Origin of the sequence: Flavobacterium ponti (genome assembly GCF_042652765.1) — a bacterium.
Taxonomy (GTDB): domain Bacteria; phylum Bacteroidota; class Bacteroidia; order Flavobacteriales; family Flavobacteriaceae; genus Flavobacterium; species Flavobacterium ponti.
Genome location: NZ_JBHSGW010000001.1, coordinates 52,716 through 77,339, shown reverse-complemented (window position 1 = coordinate 77,339; position 24,624 = coordinate 52,716). Strand labels below are relative to the sequence as shown.

Here is a 24,624-nt window from a genome sequence, read left to right as displayed (position 1 = left end):
GAGCTAAAATAAATCTTTGCTCAATTCTCTTTTTTCTTTGTTCTATTGTTCTAATAAGCTCATTAAATGTATTCCATAACCACTTTTTAGTAAGGGTTGAGCTAATTCTTTTAATTTGTTGGCATCGATGAATCCCATTTTGTAGGCTGCTTCTTCTATGGCTCCAATTTTAAGACCTTGTCTTTCTTCAATTACTTGAACGAATTGTCCAGCTTGCATTAAAGATTGAAATGTTCCAGTATCTAACCAAGCAGTTCCTCTATCTAAAATACTTACTTTTAAATTCCCTCTTTTTAGATATTCTTTATTAACATCCGTAATTTCTAATTCACCTCTATGGCTTGGCTTTATATTAGCTGCAACCTCAACCACAGAATTATCATAAAAATAAATTCCTGGAACAGCATAATGTGATTTTGGATGCTCTGGTTTTTCTTCAATCGAAAGTACATTTCCTTCTTTGTCAAAATCAACTACACCATAGCGTTCTGGGTCATGTACATGATATGCATAGATAATTCCACCATCTGGATTGTTATTGGCTTGAAGTAATTCGGCTAAACCTGTTCCATAGAAAATATTATCTCCTAAAATTAAGGCTACTTTATCGTTTCCAATAAATTCTTTTCCAATTATAAAAGCTTCTGCTAAACCGTTTGGATTTTCTTGAATAGCATATTCAAATCGGCAACCTAATTTTTTACCATCTCCTAACAATTGTTGAAATAAAGGTAAATCATGAGGTGTTGAAATAATTAGTATTTCATTAATTCCAGCCCACATTAATGTTGACAATGGATAATAAATCATAGGCTTGTCATAAATAGGCATTAATTGCTTACTTACGGCTAATGTTAAAGGATGAAGTCTTGTTCCAGTTCCTCCTGCTAGAATTATTCCTTTCATTCTTTATCTTTTATTTCTAATTTATATTTTTTGATTTTTTTATTAAATATATAGCATAAAAGATACAATATAATTAAAATTATTGGAAATACTATTTTAGAGTTTAATATTAATGGGACATAAACTCTTACGTTCATTATACTACTTTCTTCTTTAACTATATTACTATAAATTAATTTTACCGATTTTAAATTTTGTGATTCAGAAATTAAAAAGTCTTTTTTATCTATTAAATCACGAATACTATTATTTTTAGATATAGAAATACTACTGACACCATTAGAATCAGTAGATAATAGGGAAATAATATGATCAATTTGCTTAATAAGAGAGTCATTTGCTATTATTTTATCTTCTACATTTTTAAGATTAATTTTTTGCTGATCTTTAAAATATTCGTTATCGTTCAAATATCTAAGAATTGGATCTATTAAACTCTTTCTATTCCAAGTTCCTTTAGTTTTTATTGAAATTTTATGATGATAATAGTTTTTACTTGTTATATCATCTATTAAAATTTTATTTATATCTCCATCCTCAGCCATTAATTTAATTAATTCAAAATTATTCTCTTGATCAGAATAATTTATAAAATTATAAATGGTCGGCAAAGCCTCTATTTTAATACTTAATACATCTTCAAAGTTATTAATTCCTAAATTTTTAAAAAAAGTTGAATCTTGCTCTCTAATTTTAAAGTTTATCTCTTCAATTCTTTCATATAAAAAATCATTACTTTTAAAATTTGGAATTACTGAAATTTCATGTTTATATTTTTTCTTCCCATCAGCTAAATATGCCAAAGCAACACCTACAGCAAATAATAGAATTAAAATAAAAAGTTTTCTTTTTATAAAGAAAATAAATTCAAAAAAACTATTGCTTAAATTATTAAAAAAACCACCAATTTTTTTTGATAATTGACCTAAATCTATTTCTTGGTCTTGAGAATTTGTACTCATGTGATTTATTTTGCGTTAAATATTTGCTCTAAAATTTTTATTGTAATTAAATACGTTGGTTTTACTCCTGTTGTTCCTAAACCTCCAGAAGCTAATGTACTTCCTGTTTCTAATGGATTATCTGAAGCATAATAAGCATATCTTACCTTTACATTTGGATTAATACTTTTTCTAATTTTTGATGCTGATTGAATCGCTTTTTGGTAATAAGAACCTTCCATTTCTAGTCCAATTGCTTCCCAAGTTGATTCGTGAAAGAATTTTAATAAATCTCTATTTTGAAGAGATGTTCCTAAAACAGTAACCATTGGTCCAGCAAAAACAGGAATATCATTTCCTTCAAACATTGCTGCTGTTAATTCATTTTCAAACGGATAATTATCAGCTGTTCCTTCATTTAAATGAGCATTTGGAATCATAATATCTCCTTTTCCTCCTTCAAGAATTCCTGCTTTACCCATTATTGAAACTGATTCAACATTTAAAAATATTTTAACTTTATCAATTTTATAGGGTTTTAATAATTCGTCAATGGTTTCATATGCTTGTTCTCCAAAAGCATAATCCATAACAATTAAGACAGGTTGGTTTTCACCTAATTTTGCTGTTGGAAATGCTGATTTTTTGAAATCAATTTGAGCTGTATCAAAAATTTGAACATCAATGTTAGTTCCTGAAGTATCTGGTAAAGAAATCATTCCGTTTTTAAGAGCAAAATCTTCCACTTTTTTACGTAAATCCTTGTTTCCAGAACTACTTAAATCTTCAAAAATTTGAAATTCATTAGCATCTTTATATTTTTTACCAAGAACTGGTTCTGCAAAAATAGAATTCATTACACTATGCATATTAGCACTAATAATGTGAATTGGTCTTTCAATTAAATTGTTTTTTTTCAAAACTTCTTTAATATTATTTGCCCAAATTTCTCCATAAATATGATGTCCTAATCGTTCTCTTAAAATTGGACTGAAAGTAATGGTCCTTTTGTTGTTTAAAACCACCTCTTCAATAGCTAATTTTCCTAACCAATAGACAATATGTAAAAAACGTTCTGGTGCTTCTGGTGTAGCAAAATCAGGATAAATGGCTTGTACTTCTGCAAATGTTCTTCCTAAAACACTTGAAATGTGAGAAATTACTGTTTCTCTTTCAACTAATGTCAATTTTTTATTGTGTTGAACAAATTGCTCTAGTTTTTGCCAATCGCGAGTTAACTCTCCAGATTCATCGACTAAAACTCTATCCTTTATTTTGTGTGATTCTATGAAAATAAATGTCAAGTGTGTCAAAATATCATAAATATCCGAACGACCACGTGTAATTTCCACATTCATCTGTTCGTCATCAATTCTATAGCAATTTCTTCTTCTTTTTGGAGGAACAATAGGTTTAAAATGCGAATTTGCATAACCTTCATCTGACGTTAAATTAATAAATCGACATTGTTCTATTCCTACAGGAAGTCTTTCAATTACATACAATAACCCGTTTAACTCTACTTTTTCTTCAGCAATACTTCCATAAATTTCTGGTCGCAAAGAAAATAAAGCTTCCCGCAAAGTTTCTCCCGAAACTCCCATGGGTTTATAGAAACCTCTATTAAAAAGGTGTCTCATACTTATATATAAACGCTCAATAGCAGCTGAAGATTCTTGTGCTCTTGAACGTGATATGTTTTTAATTTCTTTCATGTATTGTATTTCTAACCCACAAATATAGGGTTTTTAGTTTTTAGTTGGTTAATGTAATATTTATTGCTGGTGCTAATATTTTGTTGTCCCAAGCTTTATCATTATCTAACTTATACTTTTTACTTCTTGACCATTTTCCACCTGAGAATCTAAAAGTATTTTCCGTTTCAGAATAATTAACAACAAGTGAAGGTTCATATGTAATTGCTTTTTTAATTTTATTCTCTTTATCCTTATAAATATATTCACGCTTATTTTCATCAATGATTAGCCATTCTAAGCCTATTAATAAACCTTTTCTTGGAAATTCAATATTGTATTTTGAAATATCGACTGTGTTTTTTCTCATCCCTTTTTTTACTGTAACTATAATATCTTCATTTAATAAATCAAAATCAGGTAAAGAATCATTAATTTCAAAAACTCTAATTTTGATTTTTGCATTTTTGATTTTGCTATCTGAATAAAAGTGGATTTTTTTTAAAAAAGGTGTTTCACTATAATTTTCATCAAAATAAAATAATTTTGCATAAATCCAAGGTTTATCTCCTGAAAAATGAGTATGATTCATTTTTTTAGAATCTCCTACTTCTAGCTCATTTGTTAATTTTGGAATTTCTATTACAACTTGAGGCATTTCATAAACTTTCGGGTAAAGGTTAACCTTTTCTATTTCAGTTGATTTTAAAATTTTAGTTTCATAACCTAAAGCGGAAAAAATAATATTTTTTTCTTCATTTATATCTAATGAAAATGTGCCGTTTTCTTCTGAAGTTGTGCCAATGTTTTCATTATCAACCCAAATGTTTACATAAGGAATCGGTTTACCTGAAATACTATCTAAAACAACACCTTTTACTTGTGCTGAAAAAGAAAAAGTTGTTAAAAATATAAGTAAACTTAAAAGTCTTTTTTCTTTCATCTTTTGTCTATTCTCTTCCTAACTTATCTGCAATATCTCTATTATCACTCAACCTTGGTAATTTATTTTGTCCTCCTAGTTTTCCAATGGATTTCATATAGTCTTGAAAACCGTTTTTAGGTACTTTTGATATGACTATTGTTCTCAATACTTTACCTACAATTAAATCATCATAATAGACATTTTGCTTTCTCATAGCGTTGTCAATTTTTAACGCGAATTCTTCTAAATTATTGGGTTCGTTTTCAAATTCTATCAACCATTCGTGATAAGGTAATCCTGATGTTGGATTGATTTGTGGTGCAACGGTGAATTCGTTTACGCGAACTTCTGTGTTTTCTGTAGCTTCTTGCAAAGCACTTTCGACTTCTTTGGCAATAACATGTTCTCCAAAAGCTGAAATAAAATGTTTAATTCTACCTGAAACAATAACACGATAGGGTTTTAAACTGGTAAACTGAACAGTATCTCCAATATTGTATGCCCAAAGTCCAGCATTTGTAGAAATGATTAAAACATAATTTATGCCTAATTCGACTTCTCCAATGGTATATCTTTTTGGGTTTTCTGTGTGAAATTCGTTGGCTTTTATAAACTCATAGAAAATACCTGAATTTAATAACAAAAGCATTCCTTTTTCTGATTGTGAATCTTGATATGCAAAAAAACCTTCTGAAGCTGGAAATAGCTCTATTGAATCTACTTTTCGACCAATTAAATTTTCGAATTTGGCTCTATAAGGTTCATAATTAACTCCACCATAAATAAACAAATTGAAGTTTTTGAAAATTTCTCCAACAGGTTTGTTTGCCTTCTCTTTAAGTTTTTCAAAATACATTTGCACCCAAGAAGGAATTCCTGAAATGACAGCCATGTCTTCATTTATGGTTTCTTCTACAATAGCATTTACTTTGGTTTCCCAATCTTCTATGCAATTGGTTTCCCAGCTTGGCATTCTATTTTTTTGCAAATAAGCTGGCACAAAATGAGCTACAATTCCAGATAAGCGACCTAATTTGATTCCGTTTTTGTCTTCTAAAAGTGGACTTCCTTGTAAGAAAATCATTTTTCCGTCAACAAAATCAGCTTTTCCTGTTTCGTGAATGTAACTTAGAATGGCATTTCGAGCGGCTTGAATGTGAAAAGGCATCGACTCTTTTGTGAGTGGAATATATTTGGCTCCAGAAGTTGTGCCTGATGTTTTGGCAAAATATAAAGGTTTTCCTTTCCAAAGAATATCTGATTCTCCTTTTACGACTTTTTCTACGTAAGGTTTTAAAGCTTCGTAATCTCGAACTGGAACTTGGTTTACAAAGTCTTGATGTGATTTTATTTGAGAAAAATTGTGGTCTTTTCCAAATTGTGTTTGAGAAGCTTGTTGGATTAATTCTAAAAATACTTTTTGTTGGGTTTCAATAGGTTTTGAAGCCCATTTTTGAGTTTTTTGATGAATGCTTTTTGCGAATATTTTTGCAGCGAAACTTTTTATACTCATAGTTTGTAAATTAGCCCAGACAGTAATGAAAAGCTTTTTTGCGAAAAAATATAGTTTTTGTGGTTGTAAAAAAGCGACCAAAGGAAGCTCTTTTTATGACTTACAAAAACATGTTTTTTGCAAAAAACTTGTAATGGATGGCTGGAAATAGCTCCTAAGAACATTACTGAAAATTAATAAATTGGGTTGGATTAATTGGAAAACCTTCTTTCCAAAGTTCGAAATAAAAATTTCCATTATTACTTTGAAAATCTGCACTTCCGGCTTGACCAATTACTTCACCTGATTTGACATTATCTCTAATAGATTTTGTTAAAAACGATATGTTTTTATATACTGAAATTAACTCGTCTTTGTGTTTTATAATTACCACATATCCTGAAGTTGGTGTCCAATCGGCAAAGAGAATCGTTCCTGAAGCTACAGCTTTAATAGGTGTGTCTTTGGCAACAGCAATTTCGATTCCGTAATTTTTTGTAACTGCATTATAATTTTTGATGATTTTTCCGTTTGTAGGAGGAAATAAAACGAAATTTACTTTTGGTTTTGCATTATCAAAAACGTTGTATTTGTCTTCTATCGCTACTTGGTCTTTTAATTCTTGTTCTTCTTTAGTGGTTTTTACATCAAAATCTTCTGACTTAGCAATAGTTGTGTTTTGAAGTGAATCTTTGTTGAGTTTTGCATATTCTAATTCTCCAATTAAGACTTTTTTAATAGATGCAATGTATTTATTATTTAATTCAACGTTGTTTTGAAGTGAGTCTGATTTAATGGCTAAAACAATAGCATCTTGTTTTAATTTAGTGGAAGCATACCCTGGAATATATTCGCGAAGTGGTGTAAATGCTATGATGTATGTTGTTATGGAAATTAAAAAAATAGCTGAAAGTGTGACTACCACAAAGACATTCATTAAGTTTAGTTTTAACGAGAAAGTTTCTTCAAAAGTATCCTCATTAAGAATTACTAATCTTCTTTTATTGAATAATTTATTCTTTAAAACTTGTCTTTTTATTTTTTTTTGTGGCATTCTTCCAAAGATTTGTTTTACAAATATAATAATTATGCTTTGTTAAGGGTTTAGCTAATCAATAATTATTCGTTAAAAAAGTAGCATTTGTTATTTTCTTTTTATCTTTGCACTATTAAATTTTATAAAAATGAATGCATTAGCTATATTTTTAGGTATGATTGGAACTCCACAAGTAATTTTAATTGTGGTTATTGTTTTATTACTTTTTGGTGGTAAAAAGATTCCTGAAATGATGAAAGGCCTTGGTGGTGGTGTTAAAGAATTTAAAAACGCTATGAAGGAAGAAGAAAATAAAGATTCTAAAAAAGACGAAACGACTACAAAAGAATAAATTATGACTTTAAACTTTATTTTTCTTGGTGTAATTGGAGCTCCCCAAATATTACTAGTTTTAATAATTCCTGTTGGAATATTTTTGTTAGGTTATTATTTAGGAAAAAAATCAGGTTACATTAAAAGAGTAAAAGAAGAAAAAAAGTAACTTTATTCTTAAGAAAAATTAAAATCCCAAATTTCAATAAAAATGAAATTTGGGATTTTTTATGTTTTATAAAATCATCGTCAATTGAATTCTTTTTCGAGCTTCATCAACCTCAACGACTTTTACTTGAACGTGTTGGTGGAGTTTTACAACTTCGTTGACATCAGAAACAAAACCTTCTTTGAGTTGCGAAATGTGTACCAAGCCACTTTCTTTGATTCCAATATCTACAAAACAACCAAAAGCGGTGATGTTATTCACAATTCCTGGTAAAATCATTCCTGTTCTTAAATCTTTTATGGTTTTTACATTTGGGTCAAATTCGAAAACTTTGGCTGATTTTCTTGGATCTAGTCCTGGTTTTTCTAGCTCTTTTACAATGTCTTTCAATCCTAAAATTCCTATTTCTTCGGTGATATAGTTTTCTAATTTTATTTGGCTGATTTTTTCTTTATTTCCGATTAAATCTTCTACTGAAATTTTCAAATCTTTGGCCATTTTTTCGACAATTTTATAAGCTTCTGGATGCACAGCTGAATTGTCTAATGGATTTTTTCCATCTTTAATTCGAATAAAAGCTGCTGCTTGTTGATAGGCTTTTTCACCTAATCTAGGTACTTTTTTGATTTGTTTTCTGTCTTCAAAAGGACCATTTTCTGAACGATAAGCTACAATATTTTCGGCCATTTTTTCTCCAATTCCTGAAACGTAACTTAATAACGATTTACTAGCTGTGTTGATGTTGATTCCGACTGAGTTTACACAACGGACAACAGTATTATCTAGTTCTTCTTTTAATTTGGTTTGGTCTACATCATGTTGGTATTGTCCGACTCCAATGGATTTAGCATCAATTTTTACCAATTCTGCTAAAGGATCAGAAAGTCTTCTTCCAATAGAAACTGAACCACGAACTGTGACATCATAAGTTGGAAATTCATCTCGTGCAATTTTACTTGCTGAATAAACAGATGCTCCAGCTTCTGAAACTACAAATACTTGAACCGGTTTGTCAAATGCAATTTTTTTGATGAAAAATTCGGTTTCACGACTAGCTGTTCCGTTTCCGATAGAAATAGCTTCAATGTTGTAAGCATTTACCATCGAACGGATTTTTTTCATGGCCATTCCGCTTTCGTTTTGTGGTGCGTGTGGATAAATGGTTTCATTATATAACAAATCTCCTTTTTCGTCTAAACAAACGACTTTGCAACCGCTTCTATAACCTGGGTCGATAGCCATTATTCTTTTTTCTCCTAATGGTGGTGCTAATAAAAGTTGCCCTAAATTTCCAGCAAAAACTTCAATGGCTTTTTCATCGGCTTTGGCTTTGGCTTCTTGTAAGGTTTCGTTTGAAATCGCTGGTTCTAATAATCTTTTGTAACTGTCTTTTATCGCAATTTTGACTTGTTCTGAAGATTCGTTTCTGCCTTTTAAGATGTTTTCTTCGATAAAATCTATAGCTTCATCATTATCAACCTCTACTTTTAGTTTGATAAAACCTTCTTTTTCGGCACGAAGCATAGCTAGTAATCTATGTGATGGTGCTTTTGAAATGGGTTCTGACCAATCAAAATATTGTTTGAATTTTTGAGCGTCTTCATCTTCAGCTTTCTTTTTAACCACTTTTGTTGTTACTGTAGCTTTTCTTTGAAATAATCTTCTAAGATTTTTTCTGACGTAAATATTTTCGTTAATCCATTCAGCAATAATGTCTCTTGCTCCTTGTAAAGCTTCGTCTTCATTCACCACATTTTTAGAAATATACTTGGAAGCTTCAAATTCAATTTCATCATTATTTTGAGCCATGATGATTTTTGCCAAAGGTTCTAAACCGTTTTCTCGAGCTACATCAGCTTTGGTTTTTTTCTTCTTTTTATAAGGCAAATACAAATCTTCAATTTCTTGTAAATCGAAACTGTTTTGAATTTTTGATTTTAATTCAGAAGTTAATTGGCCTTGTTCTTCAATGGTTTTTAAAATCGATTCTTTTCGTTTTACGATTTCATCATATTGTTTGGAAAGTTTGGCAATATTTTCGATTTCTACCTCATCTAAATTTCCAGTTGAATCTTTTCGGTAACGTGAAATGAAAGGAATTGTACAATCTTCTGAAAGTAATTTTAAAGTGGCTTCTATGTTTTTATCAGCTGTATTTACAACTGATTTTATGAATTGAATTTGGTTCATTAGTTAGTTATTTAACGCAAAGATGCAAAGGTTTTCGCAAAGAACAGTATTGAATTTAAAGAAAATTTATTCTTGGATTTTTTGAAAAGCTAAACCTATATTTTCAATAACATCGGTTATTAACATGCTTTCTTTACTTTGTGTTTTTAAAGTAATATCTGCCGCTAACCCATGAAGGTAAACTCCTAAAATACTTGCTTCTAAACAAGTATATTTTTGAGCTAAAAAAGAAGTTATCATTCCTGTTAAAGCATCACCAGAACCTCCTTTTGCTAAACCTGAATTTCCTGTTGTGTTTTCAAAAGAATCAATTCCATTTGTAATGAATGTTTTGTGTCCTTTTAAAACAATAACACAATTGAATTCTTTTGCTTTTTTAATAGCTGTGAGTCTTCTTTCTTGTTCAGAATTATGTTCTCCAAATAATCGATCAAATTCTTTTGGATGTGGAGTTAAAATAGAATTTTCAGGTAAATCATTAAACCAATCTTGATTTTGTGCTAAAATATTTAAAGCATCTGCATCAATGACTAGAGATTTCGCTATTAAGAAAACGGAAAAAACTAACTTTTGAGCCGCTTCATTTTGTTCTAAACCTGGACCAATTGCAATTGCATTGTAAGTAGAAAAATCAATTAAATCTTCTCTAAAATGTAACATTGCTTCTGGTAAATAAATATTTACCGTTTGCTTTTCTGATTTCGGTACTAATACTGTTAATAAACCTGTTCCAGAACGCAAACAAGCTTTTGCACTAATTAAAGAAGCTCCCATTTTATTATAACTTCCTGCAATTATTAAAGAATGTCCATGACTTCCTTTATGGGAAATTTCATTTCTCTCTTTGTAAATTGTTTGAACTAAAGCTTTATCAATGATTTTCATAATACATAAATTAATCACATTTCCACTTGAAATTAGAAACATTGGATTGAATTTCAGGACGATATTCGTAATGCCACCATTCGTTGTAAATACTTTTGAAGTTATATTTGGCTAAGGTTTCTTTTAATAATTTTCGGTTTTGTAAAACTTCAGGTGAATGTTTTGAGTACGAATGATGTGCTTCTGGTCCGAAAAAATCGAATTTTGTTCCCATGTTTAATTCATTTCCTAATGAGTCTACTAAAGTTAAATCAACAGCTGCTCCACGATTGTGTTTGGAACCTTTTTTTGGATTGGCAACATAATTGGTTCCTGGAAGAATTTTCCACATCTTTTTTTGGACATCTAAAGGTCTGTAACAATCAAATAGTTTAATTCTAAAACCTTTTTTAATTAATTCTTGATTCGCTTTCATTAAAGCTATTGCTGTGTTTTTTCGCAAATAACAATCAGGACAATCGTATACTTTTTGTTTTAAAAAATTGTCTTCTGTTGCGTATTTTAAATCTAAAATAAAATCTGAACTTAAAGTTAGAATATTAACAAATGAGGTGTCTTTTATAGTATTTGTTTCAAAGTTGTTGTTGTTTGTTTTAGTAGTTTCAGGTTGTTTTACAAAGGTGTCTTTTTGAATTTCGTTTGGTAGTTCTTTTACTTCAACAGGTTCTTTTACTTCTTTTTTACAAGAAATAAACAGCGTTAAAAATAATATGAATACTGTTTTTTTCAAATTAAGTAAAATCTTCAAATTTATAATTGCGTTTCATAAAATCTAAAGCTGCTTGCACTATTTCTCCCATTGAATTGGCATTCTTAAAGTTCATATCCAAAGTAACTTCATAAATTTCATCTTGCAATTGTTGAATGTGTTCGTCTGGAGCCAATTTTGTAGATTTCATAGCTTCAATCAAGCGTTTTAGTCTGGTTTTAGTATCAATCAAACGTTTTACAATAATGGAACGTTCTTCAATTTGATATTGTGTAATTGATTTAGGTTTGAGTTTATTTTGCACCAATTCTGATAACTTAAAGTTTTCTTTAAACAGATGTGGTTTATACAACTTAAAACTGCCTTCATAACTTTGTTGGTCAAAATCAATCGCTCTAATTCTAAAGATTCTTTGGTCAAAATCATAAATCGGAATCACCACAAAATTATAAGATCGCATATCTCCTAAAAGTCCTATCATGCAACGCTCGTTGAATTTTACAAACTCTTTGGCTATTTGGGTTTTTTCATGTTCGTTACATTCTTTTAGATTCTCTTCTAAAAAAACATCTCCTGGAATTCCTACAATATGTTCTTCAATAAGTGTGTCTTCAAAAACTAAAAAGTTTATACTGTTTGGGGAAATAATATGCTCAATTTCTAACCCAAAAATTCGAGATGCATCAGCTTTTTTAATATAAAAATGGGTGTAATTATCGTTTAAAATATTTCGAATCTTAACTCTAAAAGGTTTTGAATTTCCAAAGGTGCAAAAATCAATATAATCAACATTTAAGTATTCAATACTGCTTTCATCACCATCAGAATGTAATAGTGTATATATTTTTTTTAGGCTTCTATCTAATTCCTCTTTTTCAAATTCATTGTGGTAGACTCTAATCCATAAAGTATCTTTTCCTTCCTTATCAAAAACAGCTATACTTCCTTGAAAACGTAATAAATCTTCATAATAAACTCTAGTTTTTGTTACTCTTTTATATTTTTCGAGGTAACTTCTTAAATTTGAATTTATAGGATAATATTGCTTTTTTAACTGTGGTTTTTCTTGACTCATTTTTTAATTTAATTGTAAAGAAATGTAGCCTTTTTTATTTAAAAACAAAAACTAATCCTGCACAATTATTTCTTTTGGGTCTTCTTTTTGGAATTCAGGTTGGATATTAACATGATTAATTTGAAATTTTTCTAATAAAACACTTTCTATTTTATGTAATAAATCATTGAATTCACTCAATTTAATATCTTCTGAACAATCTAAATGGGCTTCTAAATGCAATTCTTCTTCATTCAAATGCCAAACGTGTACATGATGTAACAATTTTACACCTTGTATTTGATTAACCGCTTCAACAATTTCTTTGATATTAATTTCTTCTGGAGTGAAAAGCATTAGCATTTTTGTGGCTTTTATCAATAAATCAGCTCCAACAACAATTAAATAAATCGCTATGATTAAAGTTAAAATACTATCTATCCAATAGATTTGATAATAATACATTAAAATTCCACCTACTAAAACGGCAACGGAAGCCAACATATCTGTTAATAAATGTAAATAAGCTGATTTCATGTTTAGGTTATGATCAGCATCTTTTTTAAGTAATAAAACTGAAAAACCATTCACTAAAATCCCAAGTGCAGCTAACCAAATTACTAAACCAGGTTGAATTTCATGTGGATGAAAAAATCTACCTATTGCTTCGTAAATTAAATAAATAGCCACCACAATTAAGGATAAAGCATTTACAAATGCTGCAATTAGTTCTGCTCTTTTTAATCCAAAAGTTTGCTCAAAAGAGGCTTCTCTTCTGGATAATTTATGAGCTACATAACTTATTATTAAAGATAAAACATCCGAAAAATTATGTAATGCATCTGAAATTAAAGCTAAGCTTCCTGAAAGTATACCACCAACAACTTGAGCAACCGTTATAACGACATTCAATAAAATGGAATACATTAAATTTTTTCCTTGTACTTGATGTTTATGAATGTGGTTGTGATTGTGACTCATTTTTTTGGGTAATTAGATTTTTAGACTTTTGGAAAATTAGATTTTTAATTTCTTAGTATTTTCTAATCATCTAAAAATCTAGTTATCTAAAAATCTTATTTACAAGCTATTTTATTTACTCTATTGGCATGTCTTCCACCTTCAAATGCTGTGGTTAAAAAAGTGTCAACCATGGCAACAGCTTGTGGAATTGAAGTAAATCTTGCTGGAATACTTATAACATTTGCATCATTATGTTGACGTGCTAATTCTGCAATTTCTTTTGTCCAACAAAGTGCTGCACGAACATCTTGGTGTTTATTGGCAGTCATGGCAATTCCATTTCCTGAACCACAAATTACAATACCGAAATCTGCTTTTTTCATTTGCACATCATATGCTACTTCGTGACCAAAATCTGGATAATCTACACTATCAAATGTGTCAGTTCCATGGTTTAAAATTGTATATCCTTTTTCTTCTAAAAACTGAACAATTGCTTTTTTATAATCTGGACCAGCATGGTCATTTCCAATAGATATTTTCATTTATAATTGATTTATGTTGTGTTTGTTTGATACAAAGTTAGTTAAAGCAAAAGACATGCTAAACCTTAAAAAGACTTTTTGAAAAAAATTTAACTAAAATACTAAAAATCATAACTATTCTTACATTAAATAGGGTTTTAATAGTAATTGTTAATTGAATTTTACAACTACTTGATAATCAGTTAATGTTAATTTAACATCAATTGTTAATAAATAAAGATAGATTTTTAGAAGTTTTTTATCATTGTATTGAAAAATTATCTAATCAAAAACTGCAATCAAAAATCCTAATAAAGTTTCGATTATTTTCTTAAAAATTATCAGCACAAAATCTTTACTTATCAACACAAAATTTATAAAAACTTATCAAAGAAAATTGCAATTTTTTGGTTGTTAACATCTGTTAATAAAAACTTAAATTCTATTCAATTTTAGGACTTTACAATTTCATAACATTGTTAATTGTTGTGTATAAATTACAGAAACTAAAAATCCAATATCTTTTTAAAAATTTTATAGTAACTATTAACACCCAATCATAACCATCATAAATTTAAATTTAATTAAAAATATTTTTGTTGTTTTTAATATATGTTGAAAACTCTTGAATTTTGAATTAATTTATTATTTACTTTAGCTTAATCAAATTATAATTTATAAAGTATGAAATTAAATTACAAACTAAAAATAATTTTATTTTTATTAGTTTTAGTATATGATTATACATACTCTCAAGCTCCAGCAATTCAATGGCAAAAAAATTTTGGAGGATCTGATGTTGATGGTAGTACAAAAATACAACAAACCACTGATGGAGGTTATATCTTAGGTGGACTTTCTTTTTCAAATGACTTAGATGTTGTTGGAAATCATGGAGGTAGCGATTTTTGGGTAGTAAAAACATCAATAAATGGAACTTTAGAATGGAAAAAATCATTTGGTGGAACAGGAAATGAGTATTTATATAGTTTACAGCAAACAACAGATGGTGGTTATATTTTAGCTGGTTATACTACTTCTAATAATGGTGATGTAACTATAAATCATGGAGGATCAGATTTTTGGATTGTAAAGATATCCTCTTTAGGTATTATTGAATGGGAGAAGTCTTATGGAGGTTCAAGTGATGATTTAGCAAGAAGTATACAGCAAACTACAGATGGTGGTTATATTGTTGTCGGAATTACAGGTTCAAATAACGGAGATGTAGTTGGACATTTAGGTTACAATGATTTTTGGGTTATTAAAATATCTTCTGTAGGTATTTTAGAATGGCAAAAAACATTAGGAGGTTCTTTTTATGATGATGCATATTTTATTAGACAAACAACCGATGGTGGTTATATTGTTATTGGTAATACAGGTTCTGTAGATGGAAATGTAACTACTAGTTATGGGAGTGATGATATTTTAATTGTTAAATTATCCTCTTTAGGTTTACTTGAATGGAATAAATCAATAGGTGGTTCTGGAGTAGATTTATCAACTTGTATTATACAGACTACTGATGGTGGTTACATAATTGCGGGTCAAACAAATTCTATTAATATCCCAGGTGTTTTAAATTATGGTAATTATGATTGTTTAGTTATTAAATTGTCATCTACCGGAGTAATCGAATGGAATAAAAATTATGGAGGAAGTAATTCGGATTTATTTGATACAGTACAAAAAACAATAGATGGTGGTTATATTTTAGTAGGAGTTACTTATTCTAATAATAATGATGTTACTGGTTACTATGGAGATAGAGATAGTTGGGTTGTAAAAATAAATTCAACTGGAATTATACAATGGCAAAAAGTTATTGGTGGTACTGGATTTGATTCAGGAACAGATGTTATACAAACTACAGATAGTGGTTATATTGTTTTTAACTCAACAAGTTCTTTGGATGGTGATTTTACTTTAAATAATGGAAATTTAGATTATGGAATTGTAAAATTAGGTCCAGATAATCTTTCAACTAAATCTTTTAAAGAAGATAATAGCATATCCATTTTTCCTAATCCAACAAAAGATAATCTTTCTATAAAAATTGATTATTTTACACCTTCTCAAGAAATTATAATTACTGATATTTTAGGTAAAATAATTTACACTCAAATATTAGAAGGATTAACAACTACAATAAATACTAGTAATTTAGAAAAAGGAATTTATATATTAAACTTAAAAAATGAAGCTCAATTAATAAGTCAAAAATTTATAAAGGAGTAATATTTATAGAAATTTATTTTTTAAAAAGGTTTACAGTTTGTAGACCTTTTTTTATTTGTAACAGTTATTATTTTATTAAATCTATGCACTAATTACTAATTACTAATTACTTCTTCGTACTTTTAAACTTTATTAAGAAAAGAATATGACAAAGAAGATTAAAAAGTATGGCAGCAAAGAAAAAGATTTCACTGCTCAAATTTTAAAAATTATTTCAAAAGATGCTAACAAGACTTTTAACTACAAGCAAATTGCTGCTGCGTTAAATGTGAATGATACCAAAAGTAGAAACGAAATTATTAAAGAATTAAATCGTTTAAAACAAAAAGGAAAAATCGAAGAAGCCGAAAGAGGAAAGTTCAAAATCATTGCAAAATCTGAATATTACGAAGGAACCGTTGACATGACTTCTCGTAAAACAGGTTACTTTATTTGCGATGAATTAGAACACGATGTTTTCATTCCTTTTCAAAATTTGAATCATGCTTTAGATAAAGATAAAGTAAAAGTTTATGTATATAATCGAAGAAGTTCTCGCAAACCTGAAGCGGAAGTTTTAGAAATTTTAGAAAGAGATAAAACGGAATTTGTTGGAGTTATTGACATTCAAAAAAACTTTGCTTTTGTAACTACTGCCAACAATAAAATGTACACCGATATTTTTATTCCAAAAGATAAAATTGGTGAAGCACAAAATGGTGATGTAGTTTTAGTCACTATGGAAGATTGGCCAAAGAAAGCCGATTCACCTTTTGGAAGTGTAACTAAAGTTTTAGGAAAACCTGGAGAACACAATACTGAGATTCATGCCATTTTAGCTGAATATGGTTTGCCTTATGATTTTCCAATTGAAGTAGAAGCTTTCGCAAAAAAAATTGATACTTCCATAACACAAGAAGAGATTGATAAAAGAAGAGATATGCGAAAAACGCTAACTTTTACTATTGATCCAAAAGATGCTAAAGATTTTGACGATGCTTTATCGTTTGAAGTTTTAGACAATGGAAATTATGAAATAGGAATTCACATTGCAGATGTTTCGCATTATTTGAAAGAAGGAACTATTTTAGATGATGAAGCTTATAACAGAGCAACTTCAGTTTATTTAGTAGATAGAGTGGTTCCAATGTTACCTGAAGTTTTATCAAATTTTGCTTGTTCACTTCGACCTCATGAAGAAAAATATACTTTTTCGGCTGTTTTTCAACTGAATAATAAAGCTGAAATTGTAGATTCTTGGTTTGGTAGAACTGTAATATATTCAGATCAACGATTTGCTTATGAAGAAGCTCAAAGTATTATAGAAACAAAATCTGATATAATTCCAGCTGAAATTTCTTTAACTGGAGAAGCTTATCAAGTGCCAAAACCAATTGTTGATGCGACTTTAAAATTAGATGAATTAGCCAAAATTCTTCGTAAAAAAAGAATGCAAGCTGGTGCCATTTCTTTTGATAAAGTAGAAGTAAAATTCAATTTGAATGAAGAAGTTGAACCAGTTGGAGTTTTCTTCAAAGTTTCAAAAGATGCCAATCATTTGATTGAAGAATTCATGCTTTTAGCGAATAGAAAAGTAGCTGAATTTATTGGAAAACAAAAGAAAACATTCGTTTATAGAATTCACGATGAACCTAATGAAGATAAATTATTTAATCTTCAAGCTTTGATTTCAAAATTTGGATATAAGTTAGATTTAAGAGATTCTAAAAATATTTCAAAATCATTGAACCAATTGATGCAAGAGGTTAATGGTAAAAAAGAACAAAATTTAATTGACACTTTAGCGATTAGAACCATGAGTAAAGCTAAATATTCAACTGAGAATATTGGTCATTATGGTTTAGCATTTGATTATTATAGTCATTTTACATCACCTATTAGACGTTATCCTGATGTAATGGTTCATAGATTATTGCAATATTATTTAGATGGTGGAAAAAGTGCTTCAGCAGAAGAATTTGAAGAAAAATGCGAACATTCTAGTAATATGGAATATTTAGCCACACAAGCCGAAAGAGATTCTATCAAATACATGCAAGTGAAATACATGCAAGATCATAAAGATGAAGAATTTTTAGGTGTTGTTTCTGGTGTTACTGAATGGGGAATTTACGTTGAAATCATTGAAAATAAATGTGAAGGAATGTGTAGAATTCGTGAAATTAAAGATGATTATTACACCTTTGATGATAAACAATATGCATTAGTTGGTGAAGTTTCTAAAAATATCATACAATTAGGAGACGAAGTTTACGTTAAAGTTAAAAACGCAGATTTAGTTAAAAAGCAATTAGATTTTACTTATTTAAGGAAGAAGGAGTAAGTTTTTAGTAATTAGTGAAGAGTGATTAGTAATTAGCTTTATATAACTTTTGATTAAGAAAGAAACTCACACAATCTTGTCAAGCTGAATTTATTTCAGCTTCTACAATAATGAGATTCTGAATCAAGTTCAGAATGACAAAAATCACGTTTAATTAGTAAAAGGAACAGTTTTTGATTTGTTTATGAACAAATATCTAAATTCAAGAAAAATAATTAAATATCTTTTTTTTACAGATTTAATTTTACTTTTTTTATCTGAATTAATTGTTATTTGTTTTTGTTATTTATGGATATATAAATTTAGGATACTTACCAAAATATGGAGATACTGAATTAATATCTAATAATAATTTTGATAGACAATTAATCACTTTTGGTATAATTACAATGATTTATTGTTTTATAATTTCGATAGTTTTATTTATTGTAAATATCTTAATTAATAGATTTAGTAGAAAAGAAATTATTTTATTTAGCATTGTTATAATTATTTATTTATTAGTAACATTTAGTCCTTCTTTTGAATGGATTTTAGATTAAATTTTAAATTATGAAAAAATTAGCATTTACATTTCTATTAATAACAACAGCAGCTTTTTCACAAGTAGAAAGAACCTTAGGAGATTTTACTAAAGTAACTTCTTTTGATAAAATTGATGTTTTATTAATAAAATCAACCGAAAATAAGATTACAATTAATGGCAATGAAGCTGAAAGTGTTGAAACCGTTAATAAAAATGGTGAATTAAAAATCAGAATGCCTTTTTCACAAACTATGGGTGGAGAAGATATTTCGGTAACTTTATATTACAAAAATATTGAAGCTGTGGAAGCTAATGAAGGTTCAAGAATTTCTTCTTCTGAAACTTTTAAAGCTACCATTTTTGAAATAATTACTAAAGAAGGAGCTGAAGTTAAAATTAATTTAGATGTTGATAAATTAAATGTAAAAGGAACTTCTGGTGGAATTATAAATGTAACAGGGAAAGCCAAAAATCAAGATTTATTAATCAATTCAGGTGCAATTTATAATGCAGAAAAATTAGAGACAGAACAATCTACAATCACAGTAAATGCTGGTGGTGAAGCTGATATTTATGCTACAAATTTGGTAGATGCCAAAGTAAGAGCTGGTGGAAACATTAACATTTATGGAAAACCAAGACAAATTAATCAAAAAGTAATTGCTGGTGGAACAATTCGTGAAGCTAAATAAAAAAGTGACTAGTAAATAGTGATTAGTAACTAGTTTTTCAAAATAACTTAATGATTTTCCTTCATTTTTAGTAAATTCGTATTTATTAACAATTAGTAGCTAATCACTAATTACTAATCACTAATTACTAAATATTTGCATTTACACGACATACTTACTGCAATTCCTTGGGGACTTTTATTGGCATTTTCAATTGGTCCAGGTTTTTTTGTGTTGTTGGAAACTTCCATAACTAAAGGATTTAGAGCTGCTTTTACATTGGATTTAGGAATTGTTTTTGGAGATATTATTTTTATTTTAATAGCTTATTTAAGTACCAATAAACTTTTAGAACAATTAAAAGATAATCCAACTTTGTTTATTATTGGTGGATTAATTATGTTGGCTTATGGATTGATTTCTTTTATTTTATTGAAAAAGAAATATGTGAAGCAACAAGATCAAGAAGTAGATAATGATAACATTCCAAAGAATAATTATTTTGCTTTATTCTTCAAAGGTTTTTTGTTGAATTTCATCAATATTGGAGTATTAGGTTTTTGGTTGATGATTATCATAACTTATGGACCACAAATGGAAATGCAAACCGAAAGAATTTCATGGTTTTTTGCAGCTATTTTAGTTTTTTATTTATTGTTTGATGTAGCTAAAATTATTTTAGCTAAACAATTAAAAAACAGATTAACACCACAAAATATTTATAAAATAAAACGCGTTATTAGTATAGTAATTTTGATATTTGGTTTGTTTTTTATGTTGCAAGGTTTTTTTCCAAAAGAAAAAGAAATTTTAAAAGAAAGATTCTTACCAAAAACAGAAATTGAGTATAAATAATCTTAAAGTTATGACTAAATTAATTGTCTATTTCACACTTTTATTTTCAATTAATTTAATTGCTCAAGATACGATTACAAAACCTCATCATAGTGTTATTTCACTAGATAAAGTAAAAGTAGTTTATAGAGGAATTGATAATTTAATAACATTAGCTGTTCCTAATGCGAAAGAATATTGGGTTTCTGGTACAGGAGTTTCTAAATTAGATGAACCAGGTAAATATTTAATTAGACCAGGAAGTGGAACTGAATTAAAAATTGTTGTCGTTATCAAATTACAAGATGATTCAATTGTTAATGAAGAGCATGTTTATCAAATAAAAAGAATTCCTATTTTATCTTCAAAATTAAATGGAAGTAATTGTAATAATTGTATTGTTCAGTTAAATAGAAAAGATATTGAATCAGCTGTTATTTCTGGAGAATTTGACGATGTTAGTTTAGATTGGAATGTAGAAATTTTAAGTTTTGATTTAATAATTTCAGATAAAAAAGTAATTCAAAACGATGGAAATAAATTTAATAAAGATTCCATACAAGCCTTAAAAAAATCTAAAAATGAAACTGATTTTATAATAGCTAATATTAGATTTATAGTTAAAGGTTTTAATGGAATGGTATGTAAAATAAATTCTATTTCTGGGGAAATTGTAGATTAAAATAAAAAAATAAAAAACCTCCAAGTTTCCTTGAAGGTTTTAGAGGCATTGTCCGGATTCGAACCGGAGTAAACGGTTTTGCAGACCGGTGCCTAGCCGCTCGGCCACAACGCCAATTTTGAATTGCAAATTTACATATATTTTGGACTAACACAAGAAAATTTAGCAAATTTTAATTTTTAAAAAAATCTCATTTCGTTTTTTAATTTACTTTTGTGGCTTAATTTATTGATTAAGAACAACAATGAAAAAACTAAACTACCTAAAACCTCTTTTTAACTTCTTCTTTATTGGATTGATAATTACAACTTTAAGTAGAATTATTTTATTTTTTGTATTCAAAGATAGAGTAACATTAATTGAAGATTATTGGAGAATTTTTACCATTGGTCTTCGTTTTGATTTGATAATGTTGAGTTATTTAGCATTTTTACCTGCTGTTTTAATTAGTCTTTTACCAGATTCTGTATTAAAATATTTTAATGGTTTTCTAAATATTTACTTCATTTTATTTTTGTTTTTATTCTTTTTTATGGAATTATCAACACTTAATTTTATTAATGAATATGATACAAGACCTAATCGTTTATTTTTAGATTACTTAATTTATCCAAAAGAGGTTTTAGGTACTTTAGTTAAGAGCTATTTGCCTTCGATGATAGTTACAATAATTTTAGTAATTGTGGCTTTATTTTTTGCGTTTAAATTCGGAAAAAAATTATTTTACACGGTTGCAGCTTCTTATAAAACAAAGCTTATAGTATTTCCTGTTTTAGTTTTTTTACTTTTTTTTGGAGCTCGTTCTAGCTTAACTACTCTTCGTCCTATTAATGCTAGTAATGCTATCTTTTCTTCTGATCAAATGACTAATTCACTTGGGTTAAATTCACTTTATACAGTTGCTTTTGCGGCTTATTCTTTAAAAAATGAAGGAAATACAGATAAGTATGGTACAATGGACGAGTTTGAAGCTTATAATAGAGTAAAAAAATACATGGATGTAACCGAATTTATTGATGAAGAGATTCCGTTTTTACACATTCAAAAACCAGATTCTATTGCTAAAAAATATAATGTTGTTATTTTTCTTCAAGAAAGTTTAGGAGCTGAATTTGTAGGTTGTTTAGGTGGTTTACCTTTAACTCCAGAATTTGATAAATTGTCTAAAGAAGGATTGTTGTTTACCAAATTATATAGTTCAGGAACAAGAAGTATTAGAGGAATTGAATCGGTTGTTACGGGTTTTTTACCAAATCCAGCTGAAAGTGTGGTTAAATTAAGTAACTCGCAACAAGGTTTTTTTACGTTAGCTGAGGCTTTTGGAAAACAAAACTATGATACAAGTTTCATTTATGGAGGTTTATCTAATTTTGATAATATGGCTTCTTTTTTTAACGGAAATGGTTTCAATAATATCATTGACGAAACTGATTTAGATGGTGATGGAAATAAATATGCTTTTAAAGGAGTTTGGGGTTATTCAGATGAAGATTTAGCTGTGAAAGCGAATGAATATTTTACTTCTTTAGGTGATAAACCTTTCTTTTCATTGATGTTTTCAACATCTAATCACAAACCTTATGAATTTCCTGATGGAAGAATTGAATTGTATGATAAAAAGAAAAACACAGTAAATAATGCCATGAAATATGCTGATTATTCCATTGGAAAATTCTTTGAATTAGCTAAAAAAGAAGCGTATTTTAAAAACACTATTTTTGTTGTTATTGCGGATCATAATACAAGAACTTTTGGTAAAGCTTTAGTTCCGATTCATAAATTTCATATTCCAGCTTTGATTATTGCTCCAAATATTAAAAACGGAATGACTTATGATAAAATGGCAAGTCAAATTGATATTCCATCAACAGTTTTAGCTTTATCAGGAATTACTACGCAATCTCCAATGCCTGGAAGAAATTTAATGACTTTACCCGAAAACACAAAAGGTAGAACCATAATGATGTTTAATGAAACTTATGCTTTTAAAGTAGCTAATGATGTAATTATTATCAACCCAAATGCTGAACCATTGCAGTTTAAAGTGGAAAAAGATTCTATTTTTACACCAGTAACATTAGATAATGAATTGGCAAAAGATGCTTTGGCACATATAGTTGCTTCAAAGAATTTATATGAAAAGAGAAAATTTAAAATGAAGTAAAAAGTTTAAAAGATTTTACTAAAATTTAATTCACATGGTTAGAACTAATTTCTAAATTCTTCCATTTCAATAGTTACTTTAGATACATCACCACCAATTGGAGGATTAATTTTAGAAACAGCAATCTTTATTCTAGAAATAGATGGAATTTCTTTAAAAGTTCTTACAATAACTCTGTGTGCTACATGTTCGAGCAATTTAGAACGAATAGCCATTTCCTCAACAACTATTTTGTTTAAATGAACATAATCCACAGTATCGTCTAAATCGTCGCTTAGAGCTGATTTTCTGAGGTCAGTTTTAACTTCTAAATCTACAACGTAGTCACTACCTATTTTACCTTCTTCAACTAAACAACCGTGATAAGAAAATGTTCGGATGTTTTTTAATTTAATAGTTCCCATTTTAGTCTATTTCATTACTTGTACAAGGACAATTACTTAATCCTTGGAAAATATCATAGCCCAAAGTTACCATATGTGTTCCAGAATTGAAAGAAGAAAGTGCATTAGTTGTATATTGATACGAATAAGCAAAGTAAAAGTTATTCTTTTTTAATCCACCCATGGGACCAATATTTAAAGGTTGGAATAATTGATCATTTAAAAAACGATATGATATTCCTGCCCAATAATAATCTTCATAATCCATAAAACGAATTTTCAGATTCACATCTGTGCTAGAACGTTTATCACTTTGGTAAAATTGATAAAAAACAGATGGTTCATATTCAATGTCACTGTTATTATTAGATTTTATTTTATAACCTGTGTAAGCAGAAAAGTTTCTTAAAATATTAGGTTCTTTAATCAGGAATTTATCGGTGTCTTTGTCTAATAAATTAGCAACATTGGCAGCAAAATAAAAACCTTGTTGTCTGTATAGAAACCCTAAATCTATGTTGTAATTGTTTAAATCTCTGTTGTTTGTAACAATTGGGTCATAAGACGGATCAAATTGTGTAGCATCAATATAAAACTGGTTCATTACAAATGACATTCCAAAAGAAACATATCTGTTTTCATAATAATCCAATATCAAGTGATGTGCAAAAGATACTTTTCCTCCTTTTTGAAAGGTGTTTCCGTTTTTATCATTGTATATAAAACCACCTATTCCAGAGCGTTGACCTAAACGACCATCAACAGCTAAAGATTGATTATCTGGAGCATTTTTTAGTCCAACCCATTGCGTTAAACCATTAATCCTAATTTTAATATTATCACCAATTCCAGCATAAGCAGGAGAAATAACATATGGATTATCCCCTAAATATTGTGTGTAAGTTGGTATGGTTAACTCTTGTGCATAAGTATTAACCATTACTAAACTAACTATAATTTTAAAAATATTTTTCATTTT

At 28.5% G+C, this 24,624-nt stretch carries 22 protein-coding genes and 1 tRNA gene; 8 read left to right on the top strand and 15 right to left on the bottom strand.

The genetic code is table 11. The features are described from left to right. Positions 1 to 42 precede the first annotated feature (42 nt). From rfbA to ACFO3U_RS00245, 6 genes are all read right to left on the bottom strand, one after another. On the bottom strand, positions 43 to 906 hold the full coding sequence (gene rfbA / locus ACFO3U_RS00270; protein WP_379737316.1) for a glucose-1-phosphate thymidylyltransferase RfbA: 864 nt from the start codon (positions 904 to 906) through the stop codon (positions 43 to 45). Continuing rightward, on the bottom strand, positions 903 to 1,868 hold the full coding sequence (locus tag ACFO3U_RS00265) for a hypothetical protein (RefSeq protein WP_379737315.1): 966 nt from the start codon (positions 1,866 to 1,868) through the stop codon (positions 903 to 905). Before ACFO3U_RS00265 ends, rfbA begins: the two co-directional genes overlap by 4 nt. A gap of 5 nt (positions 1,869 to 1,873) precedes the next feature. After that, complete coding sequence (locus ACFO3U_RS00260) at positions 1,874 to 3,562, bottom strand: DUF6909 family protein (RefSeq protein ID WP_379737313.1); 1,689 nt, start codon at positions 3,560 to 3,562, stop codon at positions 1,874 to 1,876. Between the two features lie 40 nt (positions 3,563 to 3,602). Continuing rightward, positions 3,603 to 4,484, bottom strand: coding sequence for a carboxypeptidase-like regulatory domain-containing protein (locus tag ACFO3U_RS00255; protein WP_379737311.1), 882 nt, complete (start codon positions 4,482 to 4,484; stop codon positions 3,603 to 3,605). Between the two features lie 7 nt (positions 4,485 to 4,491). Then, positions 4,492 to 5,979, bottom strand: coding sequence for a GH3 auxin-responsive promoter family protein (locus ACFO3U_RS00250; RefSeq protein ID WP_379737310.1), 1,488 nt, complete (start codon positions 5,977 to 5,979; stop codon positions 4,492 to 4,494). Positions 5,980 to 6,142: 163 nt separating this feature from the next. Continuing rightward, a complete protein-coding gene (locus tag ACFO3U_RS00245) occupies positions 6,143 to 7,012 on the bottom strand; it encodes a murein hydrolase activator EnvC family protein (RefSeq protein ID WP_379737308.1) in 870 nt (289 codons plus the stop codon). A gap of 130 nt (positions 7,013 to 7,142) precedes the next feature. On the opposite strand from ACFO3U_RS00245, the gene ACFO3U_RS00240 reads away from it, so the two are divergent. Together ACFO3U_RS00240 and ACFO3U_RS00235 are read left to right on the top strand one after the other, a co-directional pair. Beyond that, entirely contained in the window at positions 7,143 to 7,346 is a 204-nt protein-coding gene (locus ACFO3U_RS00240) for a twin-arginine translocase TatA/TatE family subunit (protein WP_379737306.1), read from the top strand. Between the two features lie 3 nt (positions 7,347 to 7,349). Then, on the top strand, positions 7,350 to 7,496 hold the full coding sequence (locus ACFO3U_RS00235) for a hypothetical protein (protein ID WP_379737304.1): 147 nt from the start codon (positions 7,350 to 7,352) through the stop codon (positions 7,494 to 7,496). A gap of 66 nt (positions 7,497 to 7,562) precedes the next feature. On the opposite strand, the gene ACFO3U_RS00230 is transcribed toward ACFO3U_RS00235, so the two are convergent. From ACFO3U_RS00230 to rpiB, 6 genes are all read right to left on the bottom strand, one after another. Further along, entirely contained in the window at positions 7,563 to 9,686 is a 2,124-nt protein-coding gene (locus tag ACFO3U_RS00230) for a Tex family protein (RefSeq protein ID WP_379737302.1), read from the bottom strand. 66 nt (positions 9,687 to 9,752) lie between these two features. Continuing rightward, the gene (locus ACFO3U_RS00225; protein ID WP_379737300.1) at positions 9,753 to 10,613 is read right to left on the bottom strand and encodes an NAD(P)H-hydrate dehydratase; all 861 of its coding nucleotides are present in this window, start codon (positions 10,611 to 10,613) and stop codon (positions 9,753 to 9,755) included. Continuing rightward, positions 10,582 to 11,133 (bottom strand): M15 family metallopeptidase, encoded by a 552-nt coding sequence (locus ACFO3U_RS00220; protein WP_379738145.1) that lies wholly within the window; start codon positions 11,131 to 11,133, stop codon positions 10,582 to 10,584. Before ACFO3U_RS00220 ends, ACFO3U_RS00225 begins: the two co-directional genes overlap by 32 nt. A gap of 169 nt (positions 11,134 to 11,302) precedes the next feature. Then, positions 11,303 to 12,355 carry a hypothetical protein gene (locus ACFO3U_RS00215; protein ID WP_379737298.1) on the bottom strand — a complete coding sequence of 351 codons (1,053 nt, stop codon included), beginning with the start codon at positions 12,353 to 12,355 and terminating at the stop codon, positions 11,303 to 11,305. A 51-nt stretch (positions 12,356 to 12,406) separates the two neighbouring features. Further along, positions 12,407 to 13,315, bottom strand: coding sequence for a cation diffusion facilitator family transporter (locus tag ACFO3U_RS00210; protein WP_379737296.1), 909 nt, complete (start codon positions 13,313 to 13,315; stop codon positions 12,407 to 12,409). Between the two features lie 95 nt (positions 13,316 to 13,410). After that, positions 13,411 to 13,842, bottom strand: a complete 432-nt coding sequence (gene rpiB / locus ACFO3U_RS00205; RefSeq protein ID WP_379737294.1) for a ribose 5-phosphate isomerase B — start codon at positions 13,840 to 13,842, stop codon at positions 13,411 to 13,413. Between the two features lie 663 nt (positions 13,843 to 14,505). Between rpiB and ACFO3U_RS00200 the strand changes: the two genes are divergently transcribed. The 5 genes from ACFO3U_RS00200 to ACFO3U_RS00180 all read left to right on the top strand — a co-directional run bounded on the left by ACFO3U_RS00200 (position 14,506) and on the right by ACFO3U_RS00180 (position 21,098). Continuing rightward, complete coding sequence (locus tag ACFO3U_RS00200; RefSeq protein ID WP_379737292.1) at positions 14,506 to 16,062, top strand: T9SS type A sorting domain-containing protein; 1,557 nt, start codon at positions 14,506 to 14,508, stop codon at positions 16,060 to 16,062. Positions 16,063 to 16,207: 145 nt separating this feature from the next. Then, complete coding sequence (gene rnr, locus ACFO3U_RS00195) at positions 16,208 to 18,385, top strand: ribonuclease R (protein ID WP_379737291.1); 2,178 nt, start codon at positions 16,208 to 16,210, stop codon at positions 18,383 to 18,385. 552 nt (positions 18,386 to 18,937) lie between these two features. Next, positions 18,938 to 19,603: a head GIN domain-containing protein gene (locus ACFO3U_RS00190; protein WP_379737289.1), complete on the top strand. Its 666-nt coding sequence runs from the start codon at positions 18,938 to 18,940 to the stop codon at positions 19,601 to 19,603. Positions 19,604 to 19,738: 135 nt separating this feature from the next. Then, positions 19,739 to 20,437 carry a LysE family translocator gene (locus tag ACFO3U_RS00185; RefSeq protein ID WP_379737287.1) on the top strand — a complete coding sequence of 233 codons (699 nt, stop codon included), beginning with the start codon at positions 19,739 to 19,741 and terminating at the stop codon, positions 20,435 to 20,437. A 10-nt stretch (positions 20,438 to 20,447) separates the two neighbouring features. After that, on the top strand, positions 20,448 to 21,098 hold the full coding sequence (locus ACFO3U_RS00180; RefSeq protein ID WP_379737285.1) for a GldM family protein: 651 nt from the start codon (positions 20,448 to 20,450) through the stop codon (positions 21,096 to 21,098). A gap of 43 nt (positions 21,099 to 21,141) precedes the next feature. On the opposite strand, the gene ACFO3U_RS00175 is transcribed toward ACFO3U_RS00180, so the two are convergent. Further along, positions 21,142 to 21,212, bottom strand: a tRNA-Cys gene (locus ACFO3U_RS00175). A 130-nt stretch (positions 21,213 to 21,342) separates the two neighbouring features. Here ACFO3U_RS00175 and ACFO3U_RS00170 point away from each other — a divergent pair. Further along, a complete protein-coding gene (locus ACFO3U_RS00170) occupies positions 21,343 to 23,262 on the top strand; it encodes an LTA synthase family protein (protein ID WP_379737283.1) in 1,920 nt (639 codons plus the stop codon). 44 nt (positions 23,263 to 23,306) lie between these two features. Here the strand turns inward: ACFO3U_RS00170 and folB are convergent, their stop codons facing one another. Together folB and ACFO3U_RS00160 are read right to left on the bottom strand one after the other, a co-directional pair. Continuing rightward, on the bottom strand, positions 23,307 to 23,666 hold the full coding sequence (folB, locus tag ACFO3U_RS00165) for a dihydroneopterin aldolase (protein WP_338376142.1): 360 nt from the start codon (positions 23,664 to 23,666) through the stop codon (positions 23,307 to 23,309). A 1-nt stretch (position 23,667) separates the two neighbouring features. Then, positions 23,668 to 24,621 carry a PorP/SprF family type IX secretion system membrane protein gene (locus ACFO3U_RS00160; RefSeq protein ID WP_379737281.1) on the bottom strand — a complete coding sequence of 318 codons (954 nt, stop codon included), beginning with the start codon at positions 24,619 to 24,621 and terminating at the stop codon, positions 23,668 to 23,670. Positions 24,622 to 24,624 lie beyond the last annotated feature (3 nt).

Coding starts and splice junctions, on each gene's coding strand:
- rpiB (WP_379737294.1), bottom strand. CDS start 13,842: ATGAAAATATCTATTGGAAATGACCATGCTGGTCCAGATTATAAAAAA.
- ACFO3U_RS00180 (WP_379737285.1), top strand. CDS start 20,448: ATGACTAAATTAATTGTCTATTTCACACTTTTATTTTCAATTAATTTA.
- ACFO3U_RS00170 (WP_379737283.1), top strand. CDS start 21,343: ATGAAAAAACTAAACTACCTAAAACCTCTTTTTAACTTCTTCTTTATT.
- ACFO3U_RS00240 (WP_379737306.1), top strand. CDS start 7,143: ATGAATGCATTAGCTATATTTTTAGGTATGATTGGAACTCCACAAGTA.
- rnr (WP_379737291.1), top strand. CDS start 16,208: ATGACAAAGAAGATTAAAAAGTATGGCAGCAAAGAAAAAGATTTCACT.
- folB (WP_338376142.1), bottom strand. CDS start 23,666: ATGGGAACTATTAAATTAAAAAACATCCGAACATTTTCTTATCACGGT.
- ACFO3U_RS00265 (WP_379737315.1), bottom strand. CDS start 1,868: ATGAGTACAAATTCTCAAGACCAAGAAATAGATTTAGGTCAATTATCA.
- ACFO3U_RS00190 (WP_379737289.1), top strand. CDS start 18,938: ATGAAAAAATTAGCATTTACATTTCTATTAATAACAACAGCAGCTTTT.
- ACFO3U_RS00225 (WP_379737300.1), bottom strand. CDS start 10,613: ATGTTTCTAATTTCAAGTGGAAATGTGATTAATTTATGTATTATGAAA.
- ACFO3U_RS00260 (WP_379737313.1), bottom strand. CDS start 3,562: ATGAAAGAAATTAAAAACATATCACGTTCAAGAGCACAAGAATCTTCA.
- ACFO3U_RS00255 (WP_379737311.1), bottom strand. CDS start 4,484: ATGAAAGAAAAAAGACTTTTAAGTTTACTTATATTTTTAACAACTTTT.
- ACFO3U_RS00200 (WP_379737292.1), top strand. CDS start 14,506: ATGAAATTAAATTACAAACTAAAAATAATTTTATTTTTATTAGTTTTA.
- ACFO3U_RS00230 (WP_379737302.1), bottom strand. CDS start 9,686: ATGAACCAAATTCAATTCATAAAATCAGTTGTAAATACAGCTGATAAA.
- ACFO3U_RS00250 (WP_379737310.1), bottom strand. CDS start 5,979: ATGAGTATAAAAAGTTTCGCTGCAAAAATATTCGCAAAAAGCATTCAT.
- rfbA (WP_379737316.1), bottom strand. CDS start 906: ATGAAAGGAATAATTCTAGCAGGAGGAACTGGAACAAGACTTCATCCT.
- ACFO3U_RS00235 (WP_379737304.1), top strand. CDS start 7,350: ATGACTTTAAACTTTATTTTTCTTGGTGTAATTGGAGCTCCCCAAATA.
- ACFO3U_RS00245 (WP_379737308.1), bottom strand. CDS start 7,012: ATGCCACAAAAAAAAATAAAAAGACAAGTTTTAAAGAATAAATTATTC.
- ACFO3U_RS00160 (WP_379737281.1), bottom strand. CDS start 24,621: ATGAAAAATATTTTTAAAATTATAGTTAGTTTAGTAATGGTTAATACT.
- ACFO3U_RS00215 (WP_379737298.1), bottom strand. CDS start 12,355: ATGAGTCAAGAAAAACCACAGTTAAAAAAGCAATATTATCCTATAAAT.
- ACFO3U_RS00210 (WP_379737296.1), bottom strand. CDS start 13,315: ATGAGTCACAATCACAACCACATTCATAAACATCAAGTACAAGGAAAA.